Below are 24,591 nucleotides of genomic sequence, written 5' to 3'. Positions count from 1 at the left end.
AAACGCTAGAATGGCCGCACATTTACCTGCCAGGAGGGTAGCCGATGGAGGCTCTCGACGCATTGCTCAACCGTGTTTCCGTGCCACGCCTGACTGATCCGGCGCCCAATGACGCCCAGCGCGAGGCACTGTTCCAGGCTGCGCTGCGCGCCCCGGACCACGGCCAACTGCGCCCATGGCGCTTTCTGACCATCGAAGGTCAAGGCCGGGAAAAGCTGGGCGAACTGTTCGCCGAAGCCGTGCAGAAAAAGGGCGACGCCAGCCAGGCCGCCCTGGACAAGGCCCGCGCCATGCCGCTGCGGGCGCCGCTGTTGATCGTGGTCATCGCCAAGCTGCAGGACCATTTCAAGGTGCCTAAGTCCGAACAGCGTCTGGCTGCCGGCTGCGCGGCCCATGGCATTCTGATCGCGGCCCATGCCCAGGGTATCGGTGCGGTGTGGCGCACCGGTGACATGGCGTTCGATGCCCATGTGCACCAGGGGCTGGGGTTGGCAGAGAACGAAGAACTGATTGGCTATTTGTACGTGGGTACGCCGATGGCTGAGCCGCGTACGGCGCCGGTTCTGCCGACCGCCGAGTTCGTCAGCGCCTGGGGCGAGTGAGGTAAGCAAGGGGCTGAGAATTGTTTCGACAGTGCCGGCCTCTTCGCGGGTAAACCCGCTCCCACAGGCATATCACTGCCCTGAACAGCAGCGCAAAACCTGTGGGAGCGGGTTTACCCGCGAAGAGGCCGGCACCTGCAGTCATGATTCAACTGCCACTCACCTCCGCCAGCGGCAACTCCAGCCTTGCCAAAAATCCACCCTGCGGATGGTTGGCCAATACCAGCGTCCCACCATGGCGCTCGGCAGCCTTGCGCGCAATCGCCAGCCCCAGCCCATGCCCTGCCGCACTCTGCCCCGGTGCCCTGAAGAAAGGCTCGCCCAGCTGCGCCAGGTGCTCCGGCGCCACCCCCGGCCCGTGATCACGCACAGTCAGCACGATACGATCCTGCTCACGTTCGGCACGAACCTCGATCGGTTGCCCCGCCGGGTTGAAGCGCAAAGCATTACGCAGCAGGTTGTCCACGGCGCGTTCGATCAAGGTTGGCCAGCCTTGCAAGGTCAGCCCTGACTGGGCTTCCAGCTTCACTTCCTGTTCCGGTGCACTGAGCTGGGCGTCTTTACGCACGCTGCCAAGCAGGGCGTTGAGGTCGACCGCTTCAGCATGGGCCTGCTCGGCATCGACGCGGGCCAGGGCGAGGATCTCGCTGATCAAGTCTTCCAGCCGGTCGCATTCGCGGGTCAGGCGCGGCCATAGGGCCTGGCGTTGTTCCGGCTCGGCACGCTCGGCCAGGGCCAGGGCAATGCGCAGGCGCGCCAGTGGCGAGCGCAGCTCGTGGGACACATCGCGCAGCAGCTGGCGCTGGCTGCCGATCAGACTCTGCAGGCGAGCACCCATCTTGTTGAAGTCGTTGGCCAGCACGCCGAATTCGTCGCGGCGGGCCGCCAGGCGTGCCAGGCTGTTCTGCTGGTAGCTGGTTTGCCCAAGGTCATGCACTGCGCTGCGCAAGCGGCTCAGTGGGCGGGTAATGGACAGGGTCACCAGCAGGCTGAACAAGGTCAGGACCACCAAGGCAATACCAAGGGCGCTCAGTGGCCACAGCAGGCTCTCACGGTGCCAGGCGTCCAGCTCCGGATGGGGAATACGGTAGATCAGCAGATAGGTTTCGCCGCTATCAGGGCTGGTGTATTCCTCTGTGAGCCGACGCCACGGCAGGCGACGGTCGTCATTGTGCTGGCGAGCCTCGAAGGCCGCCGCACGACGGGGGAAGGTGCCGGGCACCACCGCCTCACCGCTGTCGTTGAGCACCTGTACGTCAATCTTGAATCGCTGCTTGCGCCGCTCGAGAAAGTGCTGCGCCGACTCCAGGCCTTCCTGCTCGTAGTGCTTGGCCCAATGGCTGGCCAAGGTGTTGAGGCCTGGGTGACGGCTGAGAATCCAGGCGTCCTGGTTGAGCATGTGGCCCAGCAGGATCGACAGCCCGGCGACCAGCGTGATGGCCAGCCAGAAACTGGCCAGGATGCGCCAGAACAGTGAACGCAAGAGCACCTCCTACAAACGTGAAAAGCCCGGTCCGTGGGGAAGCGGACCGGGCATCGGGCTGACAGCTTACTGGGCCTTGCCGCCTTTTTCAGCTTTCCAGGCCTGGAACTCCTGCCACTCAGCCTGCTTTGCGGCGCGTTCTTTCTTCAGCTCGTCGAACTGCTTCTGCTGTTCTGGCTTGAGCAGGGCGCGGATCTGGCCGTCGGTCTTGTCGCGGCTGGCCTTGATTTCATCCTTCATGGCCTTCTGCTCGGCGGCCGGCAGTTTATCCAGGTAGCGCTCGGTGATGTCGCGGCGTTGCTTCATCTGCTCGCCCATCAGCTTGCCGATCTGCTGGCGCTGGTCGCGGCTCAGGTCCAGTTGGGCGAAAGGCGCATCACCGCGGTGATGCGGGCCGTCGTGGCGCTGGCCGCCATCAGGCATGGCCATGGCTACGGTCGGCAGGGCGGCGGCGAACATCAGGGCGATAAGGGTCTTGCGCATGGTGTCTCTCCTTTCAAGGGCCGGTGGTTACCGGATGAGCCCAGTCTAGGGAGATCAAGGTCAAGCGCAGTCAGTGGAGGGTAAAGGCTCGGTAAAGATGGGTATGTTGTTTGCTGAAGAATTGCATCGCTCGTAATGGGGCTGCTTTGCAGCCCATCGCAGGCTACGCCAGCTCCTACGGGTAGTGTGCGTTTCCTGAGCTTGCGTCGCGTGGGAGCTGGCGACAGCCTGCGATGGGCCGCAGAGCGGCCCCGGCATGCTTACAGACTGTAGTAATAGCCCCGGCTGCGCAGCGCGACGATGCGCGGGCGGCCGTCGGGGTGCGGGCCGATCTTCTTGCGCAGGTTGCTGACATGCATGTCCAGGCTGCGGTCATACAGGGTCAGTTTGCGCCCCAGGCCGATTTGCGCCAGGTCCTGCTTGTCCAGCGGCTCGCCGGGTTGGCGCAGCAGGGCTTCGAGGATGCGGCTTTCGGAGAGGGTCAGGGTCATCTCGCGTTCGTCGATGCTGACCACGCCACGCGCCGGGCTGAAGGTCAAGTCGCCGATCTCCACCTGGGTGGTGGTGGCGGTCGGGTGGCTGCGGCGCAGCACTGCCCGCAGGCGCGCCGTGAGTTCGCGCGGGTCGCAGGGTTTGGCCAGGTAGTCGTCGGCGCCCAGTTCGAGGCCGAGGATGCGGTCCAGCGGTTCACCACGGGCCGACAGCATCAGCACGGGCAGTTCGGTGTGCTCGTTGCGCAGTTGCTTGAGCAGTTCCAGGCCGCTGCCATCGGGCAGCATCACGTCGAGCACCACCGCTGCCGGCGCGTGCTCGGCCAGCGCCTGACGCGCGCTCTGGCCATCGTGGCAGGCGCGGACAGAGAACCCTTCCTGGGTCAGCCAGCTGCCGAGCAGCTCGCAGAGTTCCTGGTCATCATCAATCAGTAACAGCTCGCTCATGACTCACTCAATTCAACCATTGACGGCGTCTTCTGTGACCGCCACTGGCAAAGATACCGCAGACTGCCGACAAGAGTGCAACGGCAGAACCAATCAGAAACCATTGCTGCTGGTCGGTCAGCAGGCTTGGCGGTGGGCTGGCCTGCAATTCCTTGATCGCCATTTTCAGCCGCTGGTTGTCCTGGCGCAGGCGTGTCAGCTGGGCGCTTTCCCTTTCGCTATCGACGCCCTGCAGTTGCTGGGCAAGGGCGGCACGTTGCTTTTCGCTGTCGTCCAGGCGCTGCTGAAGCTCGGTGATGCGCGCACCGGCCTCAAGCGACAAGGGTTGCTCGGCGTAGGCGAAGAAGGGTAGCAACAACAGGCAAAACAGCAGGGCGATCTGACCTTGGCGCATGGTAACTCCTGATTCCTATCGGTTCTGGAGGTTGTCGGCCGTTGGTCGGAATTGCTTAACGTTCGCATGACCCTCTTCGCGAGCTTGCCCGCGAAGAGGGAGGGGGCAGCTTAAGGCAGCACTTGCTTGAACGGCTTGACGATGACCTTGTCGTACACGCCCGCGGCAATGTACGGGTCGGCATCGGCCCACGCCTGGGCGTCAGCCAGGGAGTTGAACTCGGCGACGATCAGGCTGCCGCTGAAACCGGCCTCGCCTGGGTCATTGCTGTCGATGGCCGGGTGCGGGCCGGCCAGTACCACGCGGCCTTCGGCCTTCAATTGCTGCAGGCGCTCGATGTGCGCCGGGCGTGCGGCCAGGCGTTTTTCCAGGGAGTTCGCGACGTCGCTGGCGATGATGGCGTAGAGCATGTCAATCCTTGGTCTTGGAGGTGGAAGGGTCGTCGTGCAGGTGGCGCGACAGGTAAACGCCCTGCGCCACCAGGAAAATCACGGTCATGCCCAGGCTGCCGAACACCTTGAAGTCGACCCAGAAGTCCTGGAAGGTGAAGGCGACGAACAGGTTGGCGGCGCCACAGAACAGGAAAAAGCCGATCCAGGCCAGGTTCAGGCGGTTCCAGATGGCGTCGGGCAAGGTCAGCGCGTGGCCCATGATGCGCTTGATCAGTACCCGGTCACCGATGAAGTGGCTACCGGCGAAGCCCAGGGCGAACAGCCAGTTGACCACCGGCGCCTTCCACTTGAGGAAGGTCTCGCTGTGGAAGGTGAGGGTCAGGCCACCAAACACCAGGCAGGCGACCAGGGTCAGCCACTGGCCTTTTTCGAGCTTGCGCTGGCGCAGGAACAGGGCGCCGTACACCACCAGCGAGCTGATGATCAGCATGGCCGTGGCACTGTAGATGCCGCCGAACTCGAAGTTGTGCCCCGCCAGCTCCATGGGGCGCGGGTCGAGCTTGTAGACGATGAAGAACAGCAGCAGCGGGATGAAATCGATGAATTGTTTCACAATGGCAGCCAGAATCGGGATGTGACGGCATAATAACAAACATCGATTCCAGCGAAAGCGCTCCTCCATGAATGTTGATCTGCACTGTCACAGCACGGCCTCCGACGGCGCCCTGTCGCCCTCGACCCTGGTCGCCCGGGCCCATGAGCACGGGGTGCAAACGCTTGCGCTGACTGACCACGACACCATTGAAGGCCTTCCTGAAGCCCGCCAGGCCTGCCAGGCGCTGGGCATGCGCTGGGTCAGTGGGGTGGAGCTTTCCTGCACCTGGGGTGGCGCGACCATCCATGTGCTGGGCTACGATTTCCCCCTCGACGCGCCGCCACTATTGGCTGCGATCGAAGCTTTGCATCGCGGCCGCTGGTTACGCTCCGAGGAAATCGACAAGCGGTTGGCGGCCAAGGGCATGCCCGGTGCCCTGGATGGCGCGCGCGCGGTGCAGCAAGAGCTGGGCGACAGCGGCAATGCCCCTGCACGCCCGCACTTTGCCGAGTTTCTGGTGCGTGCAGGGCACGTCAAAGACCGTGGCGAGGCGTTTCGCAAGTGGCTTGGCGCCGGCAAGCTGGGTGACGTCAAGCAGCACTGGCCGACGCTCGAGGAAACCGTCGCGACCCTGCGCCAGTCCAATGCCTGGGTGAGCCTGGCCCATCCCATGCACTATGACCTGACCCGCAGCAAGCGCAGACGGCTGATAGCCGACTATATTCAGGCAGGCGGGCAGGCACTTGAGGTGGTCAATGGGATGATGCCGGCCGAGCAGGTGGGCACGATGTCCATCCTTACCCGAGAGTTCGGCTTGCTGGCGAGCGCCGGCAGTGACTTCCACGGCCCTGGCACCTGGGGCGAGATCGGTGCCTACCGGCCATTGCCCGAGGACCTGCCACCTCTGTGGCGCCGATTCAGCCATGAACAGCCTATGGCGGTATGAACAGGACGACTACGTGAGCCAATTTTTCCAGATTCATCCGGAGAATCCGCAGCCGCGGCTGATCCGCCAGGCGGTGGAAATCATCCGCAAGGGTGGCGTGGTGGTCTACCCGACCGACTCGGCCTACGCGCTGGGTTGCCAGATCGGCGACAAGACTGCGGTGGAGCGGGTCCGGCGTTTGCGTGGCCTGGACAAGAGCCACAACTTCACCCTGATGTGCTGTGACATGTCGCAGCTGGGGCTGTACGCCAAGGTCGACACCGGCACGTTCCGCCTGCTCAAGGCGCACGTGCCGGGGCCTTACACGTTCATTCTCAATGGCACCCGTGAGGTGCCACGCCTGCTGCTGCACGAGAAGCGTCGCACCATTGGCCTGCGGGTGCCGGACCACGCCATTACCCTGGCGCTGCTGGCCGAACTGGGCGAACCATTGATGAGCGTGAGCCTGATCCTGCCGGGCGATACCGAGCCGATGACTGACCCTTATGAAATCCGCCAGCGTCTTGAACACCACGTCGACCTGGTGATCGACGGTGGTTTCGGCGACCTGAAGGCCTCCACCATCATCGATCTGTCTGGCGACGAGCCTGAATTGATCCGCGAAGGTTGCGGCGACCCAACGCCGTTTCTGGTCAACGCGTGAGCCAAGTAGACGCTCCCGAGGCTCAGGCCGCCGAAGCCGAGTTGCCCCAGCAATTGCAGTTGGCGCTGGTGTACGGCGAAGCCCTGACCGAAATGCCGGTGGACCTTTACATTCCACCGGATGCGCTGGAAGTGATCCTCGAAGCCTTCGAAGGCCCGCTGGACCTTTTGCTGTACCTGATCCGCAAGCAGAACATCGACATCCTCGACATCCCGGTGGCGGAGATCACCCGCCAGTACATGGGTTATGTCGAACTGATGAAGAGCGTGCGCCTGGAGCTGGCCGCCGAGTACCTGGTGATGGCCGCGATGCTTGCCGAGATCAAGTCGCGCATGCTGTTGCCGCGCTCGTCGGAAGTCGAGGAAGAAGAAGGCGACCCACGCGCCGAGCTGATCCGTCGCCTTCAGGAGTACGAGCGCTTCAAGGCCGCAGCCGAGGGCATCGACGAATTGCCACGGGTTGGCCGCGATATCGTCGTGCCTAGCCTGGAGGCCCCGCAGGCCAAAGTGCGCAAGTTGTTACCCCAGGTCAGCCTGGAGGAACTGCTGGTGTCCATGGCCGAGGTGATGCGCCGCAACGACCTGTTCGAAAGCCACCAGATCACCCGAGAGGCGCTGTCGACCCGCGAGCGCATGAGCGAAGTGCTCGAGCGCCTCAAGGGCGGCGGTTTCGTGCCGTTCATCGAGCTTTTCAGCGTCGACGAGGGCAAGCTTGGTGTGGTGGTGACGTTCATGGCGATTCTGGAGCTGGTCAAGGAATCGCTGATCGAACTGGTGCAAAATGAGGCTTTCGCCCCGATCCATGTCCGTCTTCGGGCCGAGTCTGTCGAAGAATCCGATGAATCTGAATGAACCCCGCGACCTGGCGTCGCTGATCGAGGCGTTTCTGCTTGCCTCGGGCAAGCCGCAATCCCTGGAGCGCTTGTACGAACTGTTCGAAGAGGCCGAGCGGCCCGACCCCAAGGTGTTCAAGAAGGCGCTGGAAGTGCTGGGCAAGTCCTGCACCGGCCGTGCCTTCGAACTCAAGGAGGTGGCCAGCGGCTATCGCCTGCAAATTCGCGAGGACTTCGCACCCTGGGTGGGGCGGCTATGGGAAGAGCGCCCGCAGCGCTATTCCCGTGCATTGCTGGAGACTCTGGCATTGATCGCCTACCGCCAGCCCATTACCCGCGGCGAGATCGAGGATGTACGCGGTGTGGCGGTGAACAGCAACATCATCAAGACCTTGATGGAGCGGGAGTGGATACGTGTGGTCGGTTACCGGGAGGTGCCTGGCCGGCCGGCGATGTTCGCTACCACCAAGGCGTTCCTTGACCACTTCAACCTCAAGAGCCTCGAAGAGTTGCCTGCACTGGCCGAATTGCGCGAGATGGAGCCGGAGCCGTTGCTGGACCCGGACGATGCACCGGTGCCGGCGCACCTGCAGGCGTTGGCCGATGCCAGCCTGGTCGAGGAAGAGGTTGCCGAGCCGAAGGAGGAGACCAGTTTCCGCAGCTTGCTGGTGGAGCTGGATGCCATGGAAGAGGGGCTGAAGACCGACTTCGATGATTTGCGTGAGGAAGAGCCTGAGGCCTCTGTTGAGGAAGAAGGCAAGTTCGAGCCTTGAACCCTAGGTTGCCTGTACCGGCCTCATCGCCAGCTCCTACACGGACCCTGTAGGAGCCGGCTTGCCGGCGATGAGGCCAGTACAGGCTTCGCAAAGACCATCGGGCAGAAAATCTTCACCCCACCTATAAAACCCACTACCCTCCAGTGCGTTCCCCCGCCGAACCGCGTATGATGCGCGACCCTTTTGGCACGTTCGTCGCCAAAGCCCCTATTTCATTCGTACACCGGGAGGTGCCCAGATGAGTGAGCAAGACCTGCAAGACAGCCAACCCACCCCTCCATCCGGCGAAAAGCTGCAGAAAGTGCTGGCGCGCATTGGCGTCGGTTCGCGCCGTGACGTCGAGGCCTGGATCAGCCAAGGCCGCATCAAGGTCAACGGCGTCGAGGCCACCCTCGGCCTGCGCGTCGACTTGCATGACGCCATCACCGTCGATGGCAAGCTGATCAAGCGCGAAGAGGCTGCCGAGGCCACCCGCCGGGTGATCATGTACAACAAGCCCGATGGCGAAATCTGCACCCGCGACGACCCGGAAGGCCGTCCGACCGTGTTCGACCGCCTGCCGCGCCCGAAAGAGGGCCGCTGGATCAACATCGGTCGCCTCGACATCAACACCACCGGCCTGTTGCTGTTCACCACTGACGGTGAGCTGGCCAACCGCCTGATGCACCCGTCCTACGAGATGGACCGCGAATACGCTGTGCGTGTACGTGGCGAGGTGGATGACGAGATGATCGAGCGCCTCAAGGCCGGCGTGATGCTCGAAGACGGCCCTGCCAAGTTCACCGACATCCAGAAAGCACCCGGCGGTGAAGGCTTCAACCACTGGTACCACTGTGTGGTGATGGAAGGCCGTAACCGTGAGGTTCGTCGTCTGTGGGAATCCCAGGGCATGGTGGTCAGCCGCCTGAAGCGTGTGCGCTTTGGTCCGGTGTTCCTGAACTCCGACCTGCCGATGGGCCGCTGGCGCGAAATGACCCAGGGCGAGATCGACATCCTGGCCGCAGAAGTGGGCCTGCAGCCTGTGGCGCTGCCGGCCATGAACCTCAAGGCCAAGGACAAGATGGAGCGCATGCAGCGCAAGTCGACCCGTCCGATGGGCCGCAACGAGCGCGTGCGCAGCCTGCGCCCCGCGCATGAGGCGGGTGCAACCGAGCGCCCTGCGCGTCAGTCGCGCGAAGAAGCCCCGCGCAAGAGCAGCCGTGGCAGCACCGTTGCCGAGCGCCCGAGCGAGATGCGCAAGCGTCCCGCCAAGCCGGATGGTGACAAGCCAGCTGGTCGTGGTCGCGGCAAGCCGCGTGGTTGATCTGCAGCGGCGTTGAAAAAGCCAGCCTTCGGGCTGGCTTTTTTGTGCCTGTGCGATCCCGCCGCCGACCCAAGATATTGAGCAAAAAGAAATTTTCCGATGACTGGCAAGTTTTCAAACCGCCTTGTAAAGAAAATTGTACGGATTCTTCAGATTTCCCTGACCGGCAACCTTTTCTGTAAACAGAACTTGCCGCCAAGCGCCCCGCAAAACCTCCTCGCCGGCTGCCGCCCTATTGCCCAAACCCCCGTGCCACGCTGATATAGCCGGCATTGCCGAGTGCAAGAAGCCCATCCGCAGAGCTGGGCCTACAGAACAACAAATGGAGGCGCCATGTACGCCGATCACTCCGCCTTCGATGGCCTACACCACAGGACCGCTGCGTTTTTTCCCGAGGAAACGACGCAACGCGTTGACGCCTGCGCGTTTGCAGGGGTATACAGTGCGCCGCGTTTTACCTGTGACCCTTTTGCGTACCGCGCACTCTTGTCCAAGCCCGGCTGATCCGCCCCGGCGGTCCCTTTGTACAAGAAACCCAAGGTAACCACCTTGCCCATTCCGCTGCGCCACGAGCGCGGTGGGTCCGATTCCGTCACAGATAAAAACAATGCAGGTGACTTCGTTCATGAGTGGACAAAACACGCATTCAGGCGAGCTCAAGCGGGGCCTGAAGAACCGCCATATCCAGTTGATCGCCCTCGGCGGCGCGATTGGTACCGGTCTGTTCCTTGGCTCGGCAGGCGTGATGAAATCCGCCGGCCCGTCGATGATCCTCGGCTACGCCATCTGCGGCTTCATCGCCTTCATGATCATGCGCCAGCTGGGCGAAATGATCGTCGAAGAGCCGGTGGCCGGTTCGTTCAGCCACTTTGCCCATAAGTACTGGGGCGGTTTCGCCGGCTTCCTGTCGGGCTGGAACTGCTGGGTGCTGTACATCCTGGTGGGCATGTCGGAGCTCACGGCGGTCGGCAAGTACATTCACTACTGGTGGCCGGAGATCCCGACGTGGGTCACGGCGGCTGGCTTCTTCCTGCTGATCAACTTCATCAACCTGATGAACGTGAAGGTGTTCGGTGAAGCCGAATTCTGGTTCGCCATCATCAAGGTCGCGGCCATTGTCGGCATGATCGGCCTGGGTGCCTACCTGCTGACCAGCGGCAGCGGCGGCCCGGATGCCTCGGTGACCAACCTGTGGGCGCATGGCGGCTTCTTCCCGCATGGCGTGAGCGGCCTGGTCATGGCGCTGGCGTTCATCATGTTCTCCTTCGGTGGCCTGGAAATGCTCGGTTTCACCGCAGCCGAGGCCGACAAGCCGAAAACCGTCATCCCCAAGGCCATCAACCAGGTCATCTATCGCATCCTGATCTTCTACATCGGTGCGCTGGTGGTGCTGTTGTCGCTGACTCCATGGGACAACCTGGTCGCCAGCATCGACGCCTCTGGCGGCAGCTACGGCAGCAGCCCGTTCGTGCAGGTGTTCTCCCTGCTGGGCAGCGATGTGGCCGCCCACCTGTTGAACTTCGTGGTACTGACCGCAGCGCTGTCGGTGTACAACAGCGGCACTTACTGCAACGCCCGCATGCTGCTGGGCATGGCCGAGCAAGGTGACGCTCCGGCGGCCCTGGCCAAGGTCGACAAGCGCGGTGTGCCGGTGCGTTCGATTCTGGTATCGGCGGCGGTGACCCTGATTGCGGTGCTGCTGAACTACCTGATTCCGCAGAATGCACTGGAGTTGCTGATGTCGCTGGTGGTCGCGACCCTGGTGATCAACTGGGCGATGATCAGCTACTCGCACCTGAAGTTCCGTCAGCACCTGGATCGTACCGGCCAGAAGCCGCTGTTCAAGGCGCTGTGGTACCCCTACGGCAACTACATCTGCCTGGCCTTCGTGGTCCTGATTCTGGGCATCATGCTGCAGATTCCAGGCATCCAGGTGTCGGTGTATGCGATTCCGGTGTGGTTGGTGGCGATGTTCGTGTTCTACGTGCTCAAGAGCAAGCGTGGGACGCAGGCCAATGGTGCGGCTGGGACTGCGACCAAGTAAGCGCTGGCGGTGAAAACGAAACCCGATGTCAGGTGACTGGCATCGGGTTTTTTGTTGCCTGTAATGGCCCTATCGCCGGCAAGCCGGCTCCCACAAATATTGCAGCGGCGCAGTTCATGTGGGAGCCGGCTTGCCGGCGATAGGGCCAGTGCAGGCAGCAAAAATTCAGATCTGTTCCAGCAACCAGCCACGAAACGCCCGCAACGATGGCAGTGCCTCATTCCTCGGCGGGTAGATAAGGTAATAACTGCGCTGGCTGGCAAACGCCGTCCCCGGGCTGAACAGCTCGCCTTTGGCCAATTCCTCTTCTACCAGAATCTGCGGCACCAGGCCGATGCCGATCCCGGCGCGTACGGCCTGAATCAGGTGAGAGGTCAGTTCGAAGCTAGGCCCCAGGCGCATCGAGCGGTGGGGCAGGCCGTGGTGGGAGAACCACTCACCCCAGGCGTGGGGGTTGTTGGCAACGTTCAGCAGCACTTCTTCACTGATTCGCGCCGGGCTCCAGCCCTGGGCATCGCCGCTGGCCTCCGGTGGCAAGATCACCACCAGTTGTTCGGCATGCAGGCGGTGGCAGATCAGCCCCGGCAGGTCATGGCTGGCCACGCCGATGGCCGCGTCGATCTCGCTGGTGTCAAAGTTGATGGCTTCGATTCGCGAATGGATGTGCACCAGCATGCCGGGGTGTGCGCTGTAGAAGGCGTGCAGACGCGGCAACAGCCACTTCGAGCCGAAGGTGGGTAGGGTCGCCAGGCGCAGGGTGCCGACGCCGGACTGGTAGGCCAGCGCCTGCAGGGTCGCGCTGCGGATGCGTCCCAGCGCCTCGCTCAGCTCGCGCTGGTACAGGCGGCCGACGTCGGTCAACTGCACCTGGCGGCCCTCGCGGCGGAACAGGGTCAGGCCCAGTTGCTGCTCCAGCGCCTGCACTTGCCGGCTGACCGCGCTCTGGGTCAGGGACAGTTCGGCGGCGGCTCGGGTATAGCTTTCATGCCGCGCGGCGGCCTCGAATGCCAGCAGCAGCGACATGGAGGGGGTCAGATGGCGGTAATTCATTCATAAAAGTCATTGATAGCGGCAGGATTATCCGTTTGCCCCTGTGACGAAACTACAGGAACATGGGCCTATTCGTCATCCGTGCATGAAATGACCCATGCCGAGGTGACAGGATTTCCGTGAATTAGCCAATATCAAGAGGCCATCCTTCGATGATCGCCCAGCTGCCGACCCGTGCACCGAGCGCCAACTACCCAGAATTCCTCGAAGCCCTGCGCAACAGCGGTTTCCGAGGCCAGATCAGTGCCGATTACGCCACCCGCACGGTGTTGGCCACCGACAACTCGATCTACCAGCGTCTGCCCCAGGCAGCGGTGTTCCCGATGGACGCCGACGATGTGGCGCGGGTCGCTACGTTGATGGGCGATGCGCGCTTCCAGCAGGTCAAGCTGACCCCGCGTGGCGGCGGTACCGGCACCAACGGCCAGTCGCTGACCGACGGCATCGTCGTCGACCTGTCGCGGCACATGAACAAGATCCTCGAAATCAACGTCGAAGAGCGCTGGGTGCGTGTCCAGGCCGGTACGGTCAAGGACCAGCTCAACGCCGCGCTCAAGCCCTATGGGCTGTTCTTCGCCCCGGAACTGTCCACCTCCAACCGCGCCACCGTCGGCGGCATGATCAACACCGACGCCAGCGGGCAGGGCAGCTGCACCTACGGCAAGACTCGCGACCACGTGTTGGAGCTGCACAGCGTGCTGCTGGGTGGTGAGCGCCTGCACAGCCTGCCCATCGACGATGCGGCGCTGGAGCAGGCCTGTGCCGCGCCCGGCCGGGTCGGCGAGGTGTACCGCATGGCGCGTGACATCCAGGAGAACCAGGCCGAGCTGATCGAAAGCACCTTTCCCAAGCTCAACCGCTGCCTGACCGGCTATGACCTGGCGCACCTGCGCGACGAGCAAGGCCGCTTCAACCTCAACAGCGTGCTGTGCGGTGCCGAGGGTTCGCTGGGCTATGTGGTCGAGGCCAAGCTCAATGTGCTGCCGATTCCCAAGTACGCGGTGTTGGTCAACGTACGCTACACCAGCTTCATGGACGCCCTGCGCGACGCTAACGCACTGATGGCGCACAAGCCGCTGTCGATCGAGACCGTCGACTCCAAGGTGCTGATGCTGGCGATGAAGGACATCGTCTGGCACAGCGTGGCCGAGTACTTCCCGGCAGACCCCGAGCGCCCGACCCTGGGCATCAACCTGGTGGAGTTCTGCGGCGATGAGCCGGCCGAGGTCAACGCCCGGGTGCAGGCATTCGTTGAACACTTGCAGGCGGACACCAGCGTCGAGCGCCTGGGGCATACCCTGGCGGAAGGCGCCGAGGCAGTCACCCGCGTCTACGTCATGCGCAAGCGCTCGGTAGGCTTGCTGGGTAACGTCGAGGGCGAAGTGCGCCCGCAGCCGTTCGTGGAAGACACGGCGGTACCACCGGAGCAACTGGCCGACTACATTGCCGACTTCCGCGCCTTGCTCGATGGCTACGGCCTGGCCTACGGCATGTTTGGCCACGTCGATGCCGGCGTGCTGCACGTGCGCCCGGCGCTGGACATGAAAGACCCGGCCCAGGCCGCACTGGTCAAGCCGATTTCCGACGCTGTGGCAGCGCTGACCAAAAGCTACGGTGGCCTGCTGTGGGGTGAGCATGGCAAGGGCCTGCGTTCGGAGTATGTGCCGGAGTACTTCGGCGAGCTGTACCCGGCGCTGCAGCGCCTGAAAGGCGCCTTCGACCCACACAACCAGCTCAACCCGGGCAAGATCTGCACCCCGCCGGACAGCGCCGAAGGCCTGACTCCGGTCGACGGCGTGACCCTGCGTGGTGATCTCGACCGTACCATCAGCGAGCGCGTGTGGCAGGACTTCCCTAGCGCCGTGCACTGCAACGGCAACGGCGCCTGCTACAACTACGACCCCAACGACGCCATGTGCCCGTCGTGGAAGGCCACCCGCGAGCGCCAGCATTCGCCCAAGGGCCGTGCCTCGCTGATGCGCGAATGGCTGCGCCTGCAGGGCGAGGCCGATATCGACGTGCTGGCGGCGGCGCGCAACAAGGTGTCGTGGCTCAAGGGCCTGCCGGCGCGCCTGCGCAACAACCGCGCACGTCAGCAGGGCCAGGAGGACTTTTCCCACGAGGTGTATGACGCCATGGCCGGTTGCCTGGCGTGCAAATCCTGCGCGGGCCAGTGCCCGATCAAGGTCAACGTACCGGACTTCCGCTCGCGCTTCCTCGAGCTGTATCACGGCCGTTACCAACGCCCTATGCGCGACTACCTGATCGGTTCGCTGGAGTTCACCATTCCGTACCTGGCCCATGCGCCAGGGCTGTACAACGCGGTGATGGGCTCGAAATGGGTGAGCAAGCTGCTGGCGGACAAAGTCGGCATGGTCGACAGCCCGCTGATCAGCCGATTCAACTTCCAGTCGACGCTGACTCGCTGCCGTGTGGGTGTGGCCAGTGTACCGGCGCTGCGTGAACTGACCCCGGCCCAGCGCGAGCGCAGCATCGTGCTGGTGCAGGATGCCTTCACCCGCTACTTCGAGACGCCGCTGCTGGCGTCGTTCATTGAACTGGCCCACCGTCTCGGTCACCGGGTGTTCCTGGCGCCTTACAGCGCCAATGGCAAGCCGCTGCACGTGCAGGGCTTCCTGGGGGCCTTTGCCAAGGCTGCGATTCGCAACGCCACCCAGCTCAAGGCCCTGGCCGACTGCGGTGTGCCGCTGGTGGGTCTGGACCCGGCGATGACCCTGGTCTACCGCCAGGAATACCAGAAGGTGCCAGGCCTGGAAGAGTGCCCGAAAGTCCTGTTGCCGCAGGAGTGGTTGATGGATGTGCTGCCAGAGCAGGCTGCGGTCGCGCCGGGCAACTTCCGCCTGATGGCCCACTGCACCGAGAAGACCAACGTGCCGGCCAGCACCAAACAGTGGGAGCAGGTGTTTGCCCGTCTGGGGCTCAAGCTTGTGACCGAGGCCACCGGGTGCTGCGGGATGTCCGGTACCTATGGGCACGAGGCGCGCAACCAGGAAACCTCGCGGACCATCTTCGAGCAGTCCTGGGCGACCAAGCTGGACAAGGACGGCGAGCCGCTGGCGACCGGGTATTCGTGCCGTAGCCAGGTCAAACGCATGACCGAGCGGCAGATGCGTCACCCGTTGGAGGTCGTGTTGCAGTACGCGCAGCGCTGATCAGGTGTAAAAGTGCTTTAGGTTTACTGGGGCCGCTTTGCGGCCCATCGCAGGCTTCGCCAGCTCCTACAGATGCAACACCCTACTTGTGGGAGCTGGCGAAGCCTGCGATTGGGTGCGTAGCAGCCCCGGTAACTAAGCCGAGTGTAGTCTTAGAGCCTGTCGGTAAAGATACAAGCTCAACACCAGCCCACAGCACGACGCCGCCGCCGCGAACAGAAACATCGAAGCAAATCCGAATCCCGACGCCACCGCACCCACCAGCGGGCCGGTAATCCCCAGCGACAGGTCGATGAACAGCGAATAAGCCCCCACCGCTGCGCCGCGGTTGGCCGCCGAAACCTGGTTCACCGCTTCCACACCCAGCGCCGGGAACACCAGCGAGAACCCGAAACCACTGAGGGCAGCGCCCGCCAGGGCCATTTCGGCGCTGGGTGCCAGCCACAGCATCAGCAAGCCCAAGGTTTCCACCGACAGGCAAACGATGGCCACGCGGAACCCGCCAAGGCGGTTGATCGTGTTGCCAAACAGCAGGCGTGCACAGATGAAGCTGGCGCCGAACAGGCTCAGGGTCAGTGCCGCGTTCGGCCACTGGCGGCTGGCGTAGTACAGGGTGATGAAGGTGGCGATGGTGCCGAAGCCGATCGAGCCCAGCGCCAGCCCGGTACCATGTGGGAATACCTTGCCCAGCACCCGCAGGAACGGCAGGCGCACACCGCTGACGACTGGTGCTGCACGTTTCGGCCAGGCCAGCAGCAAGCCGACCACGCCCAGCAAGATGATGCTGGCACCCATGCTCCACAAGCCCAGACTCTTGACCATCAGCACCCCCAGCGGCGCGCCGATGGCCAGTGCGCCATAGCTGGCGATGCCGTTCCAGGAGATGACCTTGGCGGTGTGTTCGGCGCCGACCCGGCCGATGCCCCAGCCGATGGAGCCGGAGCCGACCAGGCTTTCGGCACTGCCCAGTACCAGGCGCCCTACGAACAGGCAAGCCAGGCTCAGCCAAGGCTGCTGGGTCAGGAAGGCGCAGGCCAGCATGAACACGCCGCTCAGGCCGCAGCCGAACAGGCCATACATGACTGCCTTCTTGCTGCCGAGGTTATCGATGATGCGGCTGGCGGTGGGGCGGCTGAGCAGGGTGGCCAGGTACTGGACGCTGATCACCAGGCCGGCGATGACGGCGCTGAAACCCAGGTCGTTGTGCACATAGCCGGGTAATACGGCCAGGGGGATGCCGATGTTCAGGTAGCCGATGAAGGTGAAGAGGACGATGGAGACGACTTGCAGGGTGACCGCAAGGGGGCGCGGTGAGTCTGGCATGGGGGCCTTCGTGGCAGAGGTTCTGGACGGTGTGAAAACGCGATGACAAGGGTAGACCGCGGGTCAGCCGTTTTCACACAGTCGGAGGGAGTGCGCGGTTATTCCTGGTCAGCGCTGGATTTATCGTCGCCATCCTGCTCGACGCCAGGCGTCGGTTCGGTGTGGGCGGCAACGGATTGCTCTTCGGGTTTCAGGCTTGGGAAGGGAAGATTCGGGATTTCATGCATCTCGTCGTTCCTCGCAAGAGTGAGTGTAAAGACTGCGCCAGGCGCGTGGGTGGCTTCGAAAAGCTGGGGCAGGATACAGCACTCGGGATGACAGTTTGAACTTTTTGCCGGTCAGCTGTCGGTTTTGCGGGCGGATATCGAACGTTATCGCGCATGCAACAGGGCCCCTGTGGAGGCGGGTTTACCCGCGAATACGGTGGTTGAACCACTCTCGTATTCGCGGGTAAACCCGCTCCCACAGGGGCCCTGCTGTTGTTGCTTACTTACGGCCTTCGGCCGTCTCGGCAACCTTGTCGGTACGTGCGCACATGATGAAGTCGTTGCGGTGCAGGCCCTTGATCGAGTGGCTCCACCAGGTCACGGTCACCTTGCCCCATTCGGTCAGCAGGCCTGGGTGGTGGCCTTCGGCCTCGGCGATTTCGCCGACTGCGTTGGTGAAGGCGAGGGCGTGCTTGAAGTTCTTGAACAGGAACACGCGCTCAAGCTCCATGTGGCCGTCGCGCACTTCGATGTTCCAGTCCGGGATCTCGCGAATCAGCTGGGCCAGTTCTTCGTCGGTCACTTTCGGGGCGTCGGCGCGGCAGGCTTCGCAGTGGGCTTGGTTCAAGGCATTCATGGGGTGTTTTCCGGTTTGAGTTGTTATCGGCAAGGTGCTCAGGCAGCGACCTTGGGTGGAAACTTCGGTGCGTGCAGGCCCAGCTGCATGGCCTGGTGAACCATGCCCATGATGTCTTCGTGGGCCAGGTCGAACAGGCGCTTGAGGTTCGGCAGCACGAAATACAGCGGCTGCAGAATGTCGATACGGTAAGGCGTGCGCATCGCTTCGATCGGGTCGAACGCCTGGTGCTCGGGCTCGCCAGACAGGCTGTATACGGTCTCTTTCGGCGAGGACAGGATACCGCCGCCGTAGATCTTGCAGCCTTGTGCAGTTTCCATCAGGCCAAACTCGATGGTCATCCAGTACAGGCGGGCCAGGTACACCCGTTGTTCCTTGGTCGCGGCCAGGCCGAGTTTGCCGTAGGTGTGGGTGAACTCGGCGAACCAGGGATTGGTCAGCAGCGGGCAGTGGCCGAAGATTTCGTGGAAGATATCCGGTTCCTGCAGGTAGTCGAGCTCTTCCGGGGTGCGAATGAACGTGGCCACCGGGAAGCGTTTGCTGGCCAGCAGTTCGAAGAAGGTCTGGAAGGGGATCAAGGCCGGCACCCTGGCAACCTGCCAGCCGGTGGTGGCGCCCAGTACCTTGTTGATCTCGCCCAGTTGCGGGATGCGGTCATGGGGCAGCTTGAGCTGGTCGATGCCGTCCAGGTATTCCTGGCACGCGCGGCCTTCGATGACTTTCATCTGGCGGGTGATCAGCGTGTTCCACACCGCATGCTCTTGCTGCGGGTAGTCGATAAAACCGTGCGCATCGGGCTCGCGTGCCACGTATTGCGTCTGTTTCATGTGGCTCTCCTGGTGAGGGCTTTCTTGTTATGTCCGCGACATACCTTAGAAATATCCCTTCATCCGCGGTTTTGCACGGGGAGGGTGCGGCTGATTTGAGGCTCGCCTGTCCATTCGTCGTAACGATAATTTTACAAAATACCCCGTCTGCCGGAAAATCCGGGGTGCCAGGCTGAAGAATTCGGTTAATTTGTCAGCTTATCTTTACGACTTTTCCGCGCATTGTTGAAAAACTTCCGCGCCTCGAGAGCTTTCATGCGTATCAAAGTCCATTGCCAGAACCGCATCGGCATCCTTCGCGACATCCTCAACCTGCTGGTGGAGTACGGTATCAACGTGTTGCGCGGCGAGGTGGGCGGCGACCATGGCAATGCCATCTACCTGCATTGCCCCAACCTGATCAACCTGCAGTTTCAGGCGCTGCGGCCGAAGTTCGAAGCGATTGCCGGGGTGTTCGGAGTCAAGCGCGTCGGATTGATGCCCAGCGAGCGTCGGCACATGGAGCTCAACGCGTTGCTCGGCGCTCTGGATTTCCCGGTGCTGTCGATCGACATGGGCGGCAGCATCGTCGCTGCCAACCGCACCGCCGCTCAACTGCTGGGGGTGCGGGTAGATGAAGTGCCTGGGATGCCATTGGCGCGTTACGTCGAGGATTTCGACCTGCCGGAGCTGGTGCGGGCCAACAAGTCGCGCATCAACGGTTTGCGTATCAAGGTCAAAGGCGATGTGTTCCTTGCCGATATCGCACCGTTGCAGTCCGAGCACGACGACAGCGAGGCGCTTGCCGGTGCGGTGCTGACCCTGCACCGCGCCGACCGTATCGGTGAGCGTATCTACAACGTGCGCAAACAGGAATTGCGCGGTTTCGACAGCATCTTCCAGAGTTCACGCATGATGGCTGCGGTGGTGCGCGAGGCGCGGCGCATGGCGCCCCTTGATGCGCCCTTGCTGATCGAGGGTGAGACGGGGACCGGCAAGGAGCTGCTGGCCCGAGCCTGCCACTTGGCCAGCCCGCGTGGTCAGTCGCCGTTGATGGCGCTTAACTGCGCAGGCTTGCCGGAGTCCATGGCAGAAACCGAGTTGTTCGGCTACGGGCCGGGTGCCTTCGAGGGGGCCAGGGCCGAGGGCAAGTTGGGCCTGCTTGAGCTGACGGCCGGTGGCACGCTGTTCCTCGACGGGGTAGGAGAGATGAGCCCGCGTCTTCAGGTGAAGCTGCTGCGTTTTCTGCAGGACGGGTGCTTCCGTCGTGTAGGCAGCGACGAAGAGGTGTACCTGGATGTGCGGGTGATCTGCGCAACCCAGGTGGACTTGTCGGAATTGTGCGCGCGCGGCGAGTTCCGTCAGGACCTCTACCATCGGCTCAACGTGCTGTCGTTGCACATTCCGCCGCTGCGCGAGTGCATGGACGGGTTGGAGGGTCTGGTGCAGCACTTCCTTGATCAGGCCAGCCGGCAGATCGGTTGTGCGATGCCGCGTCTGGCGCCTGCAGCGATGGACAAGCTCGGCCAATACCATTGGCCGGGCAACGTGCGGCAATTGGAGAACGTGTTGTTCCAGGCCGTTTCGTTATGCGAGGGCGGGGTGGTGAAAAGCGAACACATTCGCTTGCCGGATTATGGCGTACGTCAGCCCTTGGGTGAGTTTTCGCTGGACGGGGATCTTTCGCAGATTGTCGGACGATTTGAAAAGGCCGTACTGGAAAGTTTGATGGGTGAGTATCCAAGTAGTCGGGCATTGGGTAAACGTCTGGGTGTTTCGCACACGACGATTGCCAATAAGTTGCGAGATTATTCGCTCAATAAGTCGGTCGATTAGTTGAAATGCGAAAGGGCCCCAGTGGGGCCCCATTCCAGCTGACTACTCCGGAGAAACTTAGCCGTTGGAGCAGCCGTTACCCATCACGCGGTACTCGAGAACGTGCTTCTGGCCCTTGGAGTCCTCGTAGGTCATGCGGGCAGGCACCACTTCGCAGACGTTGGGCACTTCGCTCATGGAAAGCACGCGAGCGATGTCCAGGTGCTGCGAGTAACTGTACTGTTCAACCGGAATCTGCTCGGCATCTTTTGCAACTTCGCCAGCCATCGCTGCGCTGCAAACAACACTGCCAAGAACCAATGCCAGTAAAGCTTTCATTTTCATTTTACCTATCTAAGGTCGTGAGGGGATGCGCGGCGCTTGTGACGCCGCGAGTACAGCTAAGTTTTAACTATCAGTTAGAGAGGGATTAACAGTTGCCTTCGTGGGGGCTGTTACCAGAAGTTAATCGCCTTGCCGTTGTTGGCGAGGTGAATTTTATGCCCAGGTATTGGGGTGAAACAGATGGCGTTTTGATAAAGTTTTTTTGCCTTTTGACAGAATCTGTAACAATCCCTGGGCAAAATCACCGGTTTTTCTACCTGGTTGGGCCAGCAGCCGCGGGCTAGAGCCTTCGTGGAAAAACGGCCGAAAGAAATCGGTCTTCGCTACTACCAACGTCGAATGGCTTTTGTCGCTCTGGTACAGTTACAAACGGTTCCATACAAAAACAACTATTACACCGAGGTAACACAGATGAGTGCGGCTCCACTGTATCCTGTTCGTCCCGAGGTTGCGGCCACTACCCTGACCGACGAGGCCACCTACAAGGCCATGTACCAGCAATCGGTGATCAACCCGGACGGCTTCTGGCGCGAGCAGGCCCAGCGTATCGACTGGATCAAGCCTTTCACCAAGGTCAAGCAGACCTCCTTCGACGACCATCACGTCGATATCAAATGGTTCGCCGACGGCACTCTGAACGTTTCCTCCAACTGCCTGGATCGTCACCTGCAAGAGCGTGGCGACCAGTTGGCAATCATCTGGGAGGGCGACGACCCTTCCGAGCACCGCAACATCACCTATCGCGAACTTCATGAACAAGTGTGCAAGTTCGCCAACGCCCTGCGCGGCCAGGATGTGCACCGTGGTGACGTGGTCACCATCTATATGCCGATGATTCCCGAGGCTGTTGTGGCCATGCTGGCCTGTGCCCGTATCGGTGCCATCCATTCCGTGGTGTTCGGCGGCTTCTCGCCGGAGGCACTGGCCGGTCGCATCATCGACTGCCGCTCGAAGGTGGTGATCACCGCCGACGAGGGTGTGCGCGGTGGCCGTCGTACGCCGCTCAAGGCCAACGTCGACCTGGCCCTGACCAACCCTGAAACCAACAGCGTGCAGAAGATCATCGTGTGCAAGCGCACCGGTGGCGACATTGCCTGGCACCAACACCGCGACATCTGGTACGAAGACCTGATGAAAGTGGCCTCCAGTCACTGCGCACCGAAGGAAATGGGTGCCGAGGAGCCGCTGTTCATCCTCTATACCTCCGGTTCCACCGGCAAGCCCAAGGGGGTGCTGCACACCACCGGTGGCTACCTGGTGTATGCCGCCCTTACCCATGAGCGTGTGTTCGACTACCGCCCGGGCGAGGTTTACTGGTGCACCGCGGACGTGGGTTGGGTCACCGGCCACAGCTACATCGTCTATGGTCCGCTGGCCAACGGTGCGACTACCTTGCTGTTCGAAGGTGTGCCGAACTATCCGGACATTACCCGCGTGTCGAAGATCGTCGACAAGCACAAGGTCAACATCCTCTACACCGCGCCGACTGCGATTCGCGCCATGATGGCCGAAGGGCAGGCTGCCGTGGCGGGTGCCGATGGCTCCAGCCTGCGCCTGCTGGGTTCGGTGGGTGAGCCAATCAACCCGGAAGCCTGGAATTGGTACTACAAGACGGTCGGTAAAGAGCGCTGCCCGATCGTCGATACCTGGTGGCAGACCGAAACCGGCGGCATCCTCATCAGCCCGCTGCCGGGTGCAACCGGCCTCAAGCCTGGTTCGGCGACCCGTCCGTTCTTCGGTGTGGTGCCGGCCTTGGTGGACAACCTGGGCAACCTGATCGAAGGTGCGGCCGAGGGTAACCTGGTGATTCTCGATTCCTGGCCGGGCCAGTCGCGCTCGCTGTTCGGCGACCACGACCGCTTCGTCGACACCTACTTCAAGACCTTCCGTGGCATGTACTTCACCGGCGACGGTGCGCGCCGCGACGAAGATGGCTACTACTGGATCACTGGCCGCGTGGATGACGTGCTCAACGTGTCCGGCCACCGCATGGGTACCGCCGAGATCGAAAGCGCCATGGTGGCTCATGCCAAGGTTGCCGAAGCTGCGGTGGTGGGTGTGCCGCATGACATCAAGGGGCAGGGTATCTATGTCTATGTCACCCTCAATGCCGGTATCGAGCCGAACGAGCAGTTGCGTCTGGAGCTGAAGAACTGGGTGCGCAAGGAGATCGGCCCGATCGCATCGCCGGATGTCATCCAGTGGGCACCTGGGCTTCCGAAGACCCGTTCGGGCAAGATCATGCGCCGCATCCTGCGCAAGATTGCCACCGGTGAATACGACGCACTGGGTGATATCTCGACGCTGGCCGACCCGGGTGTGGTGCAGCACCTGATCGACACCCACAAGGCGATGAACCTGGCTTCGGCGTAACCCAATCGCCGGCAAACCGGCTCCCACAAGGACCGCGCCGCTCTCGAGAACGCTGTCGTATCTGCAGGAGCTGGCTTGCTGGCGATTGGGCTGAAAAGCAGTCCCCTTGAAACAAAAGAAAACCCCGCACGGGCAACCGGCGGGGTTTTTGCTTTACTTACATCCTGTTACCTCGACATTCATCGGTAACCATCGTGTCACCGATTTCGCACAAGGCCGGGGCAAGAAGAAACAGGTTCGTTCGTTTTTGGTGCGATTCTGTAGCCATTTCTTGCAAGTCAGCACGCTGCACTTGCCGTACTACAAGGCTTTGCCAATAATAGGCCCGGTAATTGCTAGGTCAATAGGTTCTATTCCTTGCGCTTTTGCATATTTTGCAATGGCTGTCAACATCGCCAGATGCCGTTTCAGGCGCTTCTATACGTAGTTGTCGCTTTGAAGAAATATCGGCTTTCGGGCTGTCGTTAAAATGCCACTCACTCGCTCGTGGTCTGCGACCTTGGTCGAACCCTGCGCGGCTCGCGTTGTACCCATTCGCATATCGGGCAGCTGTTACCTCCTGCCTCGTATTGCCCCGTACCGATGGAGTTACCTGATGAAGAAGCTTGCACTGCTTGGCGCCCTGGCGCTGTCCGTGTTTTCCCTGGTGTCGCAGGCCGATGAGAAGCCGTTGAAAATCGGTATCGAGGCCGCCTACCCACCCTTCGCCTTCAAGCAACCCGACGGCAGCATCGCCGGTTTCGACTACGACATCGGCAACGCCCTGTGCGAAGAAATGAAAGCCAAATGCACCTGGGTCGAGCAAGAATTCGACGGCCTGATCCCAGCGCTGAAGGTGCGCAAGATCGACGCCATCCTGTCGTCCATGTCGATCACCGAAGACCGCAAGAAATCGGTGGACTTCACCAAGCGCTACTACCTGACCCCAGCGCGCCTGGTAATGAAGGAAGGCACCACCGTCAGCGAAAGCCTGGATGAACTCAAGGGCAAGAAAATTGGCGTGCAGCGCGGTTCGATCCATGACCGCTTCGCCAAGGAAGTCCTGGCTCCGAAGGGCGCCACCGTCGTGCCTTACGGTACTCAGAACGAAATCTACCTGGATGTCGCCGCGGGCCGCCTGGACGGTACCGTTGCCGACGCTACCCTGCTCGAAGATGGCTTCCTGAAGACCGATGCTGGTAAAGGCTTCGCCTTCGTCGGCCCATCGTTCACCGACGTGAAGTACTTCGGTGACGGCGTCGGCATCGCCGTGCGCAAGGGTGACAAGGCCAACGCCGACCGCATCAACGCCGCCATCGACGCGATCCGCGCCAACGGCAAATACAAAGAAATTGAAGCCAAATACTTCAACTTCGACATCTACGGTCCAGACTCGAAGTAAGACGTCGAGTTTCACCGGTGCAATGGTGCAAACAGCAGAGACTCTGAGGTT

General features: G+C 62.0%; 23 protein-coding genes. 11 read left to right on the top strand and 12 right to left on the bottom strand.

Features of this window, described 5'->3' with window-relative positions:
* The first annotated feature begins 44 nt into the window (after positions 1–44).
* On the top strand, positions 45–602 hold the full coding sequence (locus PspTeo4_RS14780; RefSeq protein WP_322364549.1) for an NAD(P)H nitroreductase: 558 nt from the start codon (positions 45–47) through the stop codon (positions 600–602).
* A 148-nt stretch (positions 603–750) separates the two neighbouring features.
* Here the strand turns inward: PspTeo4_RS14780 and PspTeo4_RS14775 are convergent, their stop codons facing one another.
* The 6 genes from PspTeo4_RS14775 to PspTeo4_RS14750 all read right to left on the bottom strand — a co-directional run bounded on the left by PspTeo4_RS14775 (position 751) and on the right by PspTeo4_RS14750 (position 4,905).
* Positions 751–2,091, bottom strand: a complete 1,341-nt coding sequence (locus tag PspTeo4_RS14775; protein WP_322364548.1) for a HAMP domain-containing sensor histidine kinase — start codon at positions 2,089–2,091, stop codon at positions 751–753.
* A gap of 60 nt (positions 2,092–2,151) precedes the next feature.
* Positions 2,152–2,568 (bottom strand): Spy/CpxP family protein refolding chaperone, encoded by a 417-nt coding sequence (locus PspTeo4_RS14770; RefSeq protein WP_322364547.1) that lies wholly within the window; start codon positions 2,566–2,568, stop codon positions 2,152–2,154.
* A 260-nt stretch (positions 2,569–2,828) separates the two neighbouring features.
* A complete protein-coding gene (locus PspTeo4_RS14765) occupies positions 2,829–3,506 on the bottom strand; it encodes a response regulator transcription factor (protein WP_322364546.1) in 678 nt (225 codons plus the stop codon).
* 7 nt (positions 3,507–3,513) lie between these two features.
* Positions 3,514–3,900 carry a translation initiation factor 2 gene (locus PspTeo4_RS14760; protein WP_322364545.1) on the bottom strand — a complete coding sequence of 129 codons (387 nt, stop codon included), beginning with the start codon at positions 3,898–3,900 and terminating at the stop codon, positions 3,514–3,516.
* 110 nt (positions 3,901–4,010) lie between these two features.
* On the bottom strand, positions 4,011–4,310 hold the full coding sequence (locus PspTeo4_RS14755) for a YciI family protein (protein ID WP_322364544.1): 300 nt from the start codon (positions 4,308–4,310) through the stop codon (positions 4,011–4,013).
* Position 4,311: 1 nt separating this feature from the next.
* Positions 4,312–4,905, bottom strand: coding sequence for a septation protein A (locus PspTeo4_RS14750; RefSeq protein WP_322364542.1), 594 nt, complete (start codon positions 4,903–4,905; stop codon positions 4,312–4,314).
* Between the two features lie 67 nt (positions 4,906–4,972).
* On the opposite strand from PspTeo4_RS14750, the gene PspTeo4_RS14745 reads away from it, so the two are divergent.
* The 6 genes from PspTeo4_RS14745 (at position 4,973) to PspTeo4_RS14720 (ending at position 11,431) form a co-directional block, all read left to right on the top strand.
* Complete coding sequence (locus tag PspTeo4_RS14745) at positions 4,973–5,833, top strand: PHP domain-containing protein (RefSeq protein WP_322364541.1); 861 nt, start codon at positions 4,973–4,975, stop codon at positions 5,831–5,833.
* A 13-nt stretch (positions 5,834–5,846) separates the two neighbouring features.
* A complete protein-coding gene (locus PspTeo4_RS14740) occupies positions 5,847–6,476 on the top strand; it encodes an L-threonylcarbamoyladenylate synthase (protein ID WP_322364871.1) in 630 nt (209 codons plus the stop codon).
* A 125-nt stretch (positions 6,477–6,601) separates the two neighbouring features.
* Positions 6,602–7,327, top strand: coding sequence for a ScpA family protein (locus PspTeo4_RS14735; protein WP_322364870.1), 726 nt, complete (start codon positions 6,602–6,604; stop codon positions 7,325–7,327).
* Positions 7,314–8,081, top strand: coding sequence for an SMC-Scp complex subunit ScpB (gene scpB / locus PspTeo4_RS14730; RefSeq protein WP_322364539.1), 768 nt, complete (start codon positions 7,314–7,316; stop codon positions 8,079–8,081). Before PspTeo4_RS14735 ends, scpB begins: the two co-directional genes overlap by 14 nt.
* Before the next feature lie 241 nt (positions 8,082–8,322).
* Positions 8,323–9,387: a 23S rRNA pseudouridine(2605) synthase RluB gene (gene rluB, locus PspTeo4_RS14725; RefSeq protein WP_322364538.1), complete on the top strand. Its 1,065-nt coding sequence runs from the start codon at positions 8,323–8,325 to the stop codon at positions 9,385–9,387.
* A gap of 625 nt (positions 9,388–10,012) precedes the next feature.
* Positions 10,013–11,431 (top strand): amino acid permease, encoded by a 1,419-nt coding sequence (locus tag PspTeo4_RS14720; protein ID WP_322364537.1) that lies wholly within the window; start codon positions 10,013–10,015, stop codon positions 11,429–11,431.
* A 165-nt stretch (positions 11,432–11,596) separates the two neighbouring features.
* Here the strand turns inward: PspTeo4_RS14720 and PspTeo4_RS14715 are convergent, their stop codons facing one another.
* Positions 11,597–12,481 (bottom strand): LysR substrate-binding domain-containing protein, encoded by an 885-nt coding sequence (locus PspTeo4_RS14715; protein ID WP_322364536.1) that lies wholly within the window; start codon positions 12,479–12,481, stop codon positions 11,597–11,599.
* Positions 12,482–12,633: 152 nt separating this feature from the next.
* Here PspTeo4_RS14715 and PspTeo4_RS14710 point away from each other — a divergent pair, with 152 nt between their 5' ends.
* A complete protein-coding gene (locus PspTeo4_RS14710; RefSeq protein WP_322364535.1) occupies positions 12,634–15,654 on the top strand; it encodes an FAD-binding and (Fe-S)-binding domain-containing protein in 3,021 nt (1,006 codons plus the stop codon).
* A 135-nt stretch (positions 15,655–15,789) separates the two neighbouring features.
* Here the strand turns inward: PspTeo4_RS14710 and PspTeo4_RS14705 are convergent, their stop codons facing one another.
* From PspTeo4_RS14705 to phhA, 4 genes are all read right to left on the bottom strand, one after another.
* On the bottom strand, positions 15,790–16,977 hold the full coding sequence (locus PspTeo4_RS14705) for an MFS transporter (RefSeq protein ID WP_322364534.1): 1,188 nt from the start codon (positions 16,975–16,977) through the stop codon (positions 15,790–15,792).
* Positions 16,978–17,075: 98 nt separating this feature from the next.
* The gene (locus tag PspTeo4_RS14700) at positions 17,076–17,204 is read right to left on the bottom strand and encodes a hypothetical protein (RefSeq protein WP_322364533.1); all 129 of its coding nucleotides are present in this window, start codon (positions 17,202–17,204) and stop codon (positions 17,076–17,078) included.
* 259 nt (positions 17,205–17,463) lie between these two features.
* A complete protein-coding gene (locus tag PspTeo4_RS14695) occupies positions 17,464–17,820 on the bottom strand; it encodes a 4a-hydroxytetrahydrobiopterin dehydratase (RefSeq protein ID WP_322364532.1) in 357 nt (118 codons plus the stop codon).
* A 38-nt stretch (positions 17,821–17,858) separates the two neighbouring features.
* Complete coding sequence (phhA, locus tag PspTeo4_RS14690; protein WP_322364531.1) at positions 17,859–18,647, bottom strand: phenylalanine 4-monooxygenase; 789 nt, start codon at positions 18,645–18,647, stop codon at positions 17,859–17,861.
* 255 nt (positions 18,648–18,902) lie between these two features.
* Between phhA and PspTeo4_RS14685 the strand changes: the two genes are divergently transcribed.
* Positions 18,903–20,462 carry a sigma-54-dependent transcriptional regulator gene (locus PspTeo4_RS14685; protein WP_322364530.1) on the top strand — a complete coding sequence of 520 codons (1,560 nt, stop codon included), beginning with the start codon at positions 18,903–18,905 and terminating at the stop codon, positions 20,460–20,462.
* A 57-nt stretch (positions 20,463–20,519) separates the two neighbouring features.
* Here the strand turns inward: PspTeo4_RS14685 and PspTeo4_RS14680 are convergent, their stop codons facing one another.
* Positions 20,520–20,780 (bottom strand): DUF2790 domain-containing protein, encoded by a 261-nt coding sequence (locus PspTeo4_RS14680; RefSeq protein ID WP_322364529.1) that lies wholly within the window; start codon positions 20,778–20,780, stop codon positions 20,520–20,522.
* A 417-nt stretch (positions 20,781–21,197) separates the two neighbouring features.
* On the opposite strand from PspTeo4_RS14680, the gene acs reads away from it, so the two are divergent.
* Together acs and PspTeo4_RS14670 are read left to right on the top strand one after the other, a co-directional pair.
* A complete protein-coding gene (gene acs / locus PspTeo4_RS14675; RefSeq protein ID WP_322364528.1) occupies positions 21,198–23,159 on the top strand; it encodes an acetate--CoA ligase in 1,962 nt (653 codons plus the stop codon).
* A gap of 595 nt (positions 23,160–23,754) precedes the next feature.
* Complete coding sequence (locus tag PspTeo4_RS14670; protein ID WP_322364527.1) at positions 23,755–24,540, top strand: ABC transporter substrate-binding protein; 786 nt, start codon at positions 23,755–23,757, stop codon at positions 24,538–24,540.
* The last annotated feature ends 51 nt before the right edge of the window (positions 24,541–24,591 follow it).

Origin of the sequence: Pseudomonas sp. Teo4, from assembly GCF_034387475.1 — a bacterium.
In the GTDB taxonomy this organism is placed as follows: Bacteria; Pseudomonadota; Gammaproteobacteria; order Pseudomonadales; family Pseudomonadaceae; genus Aquipseudomonas.
Note: the sequence above shows the minus strand (reverse complement) of the source record. Positions and strands in the feature narration are given on the sequence as shown.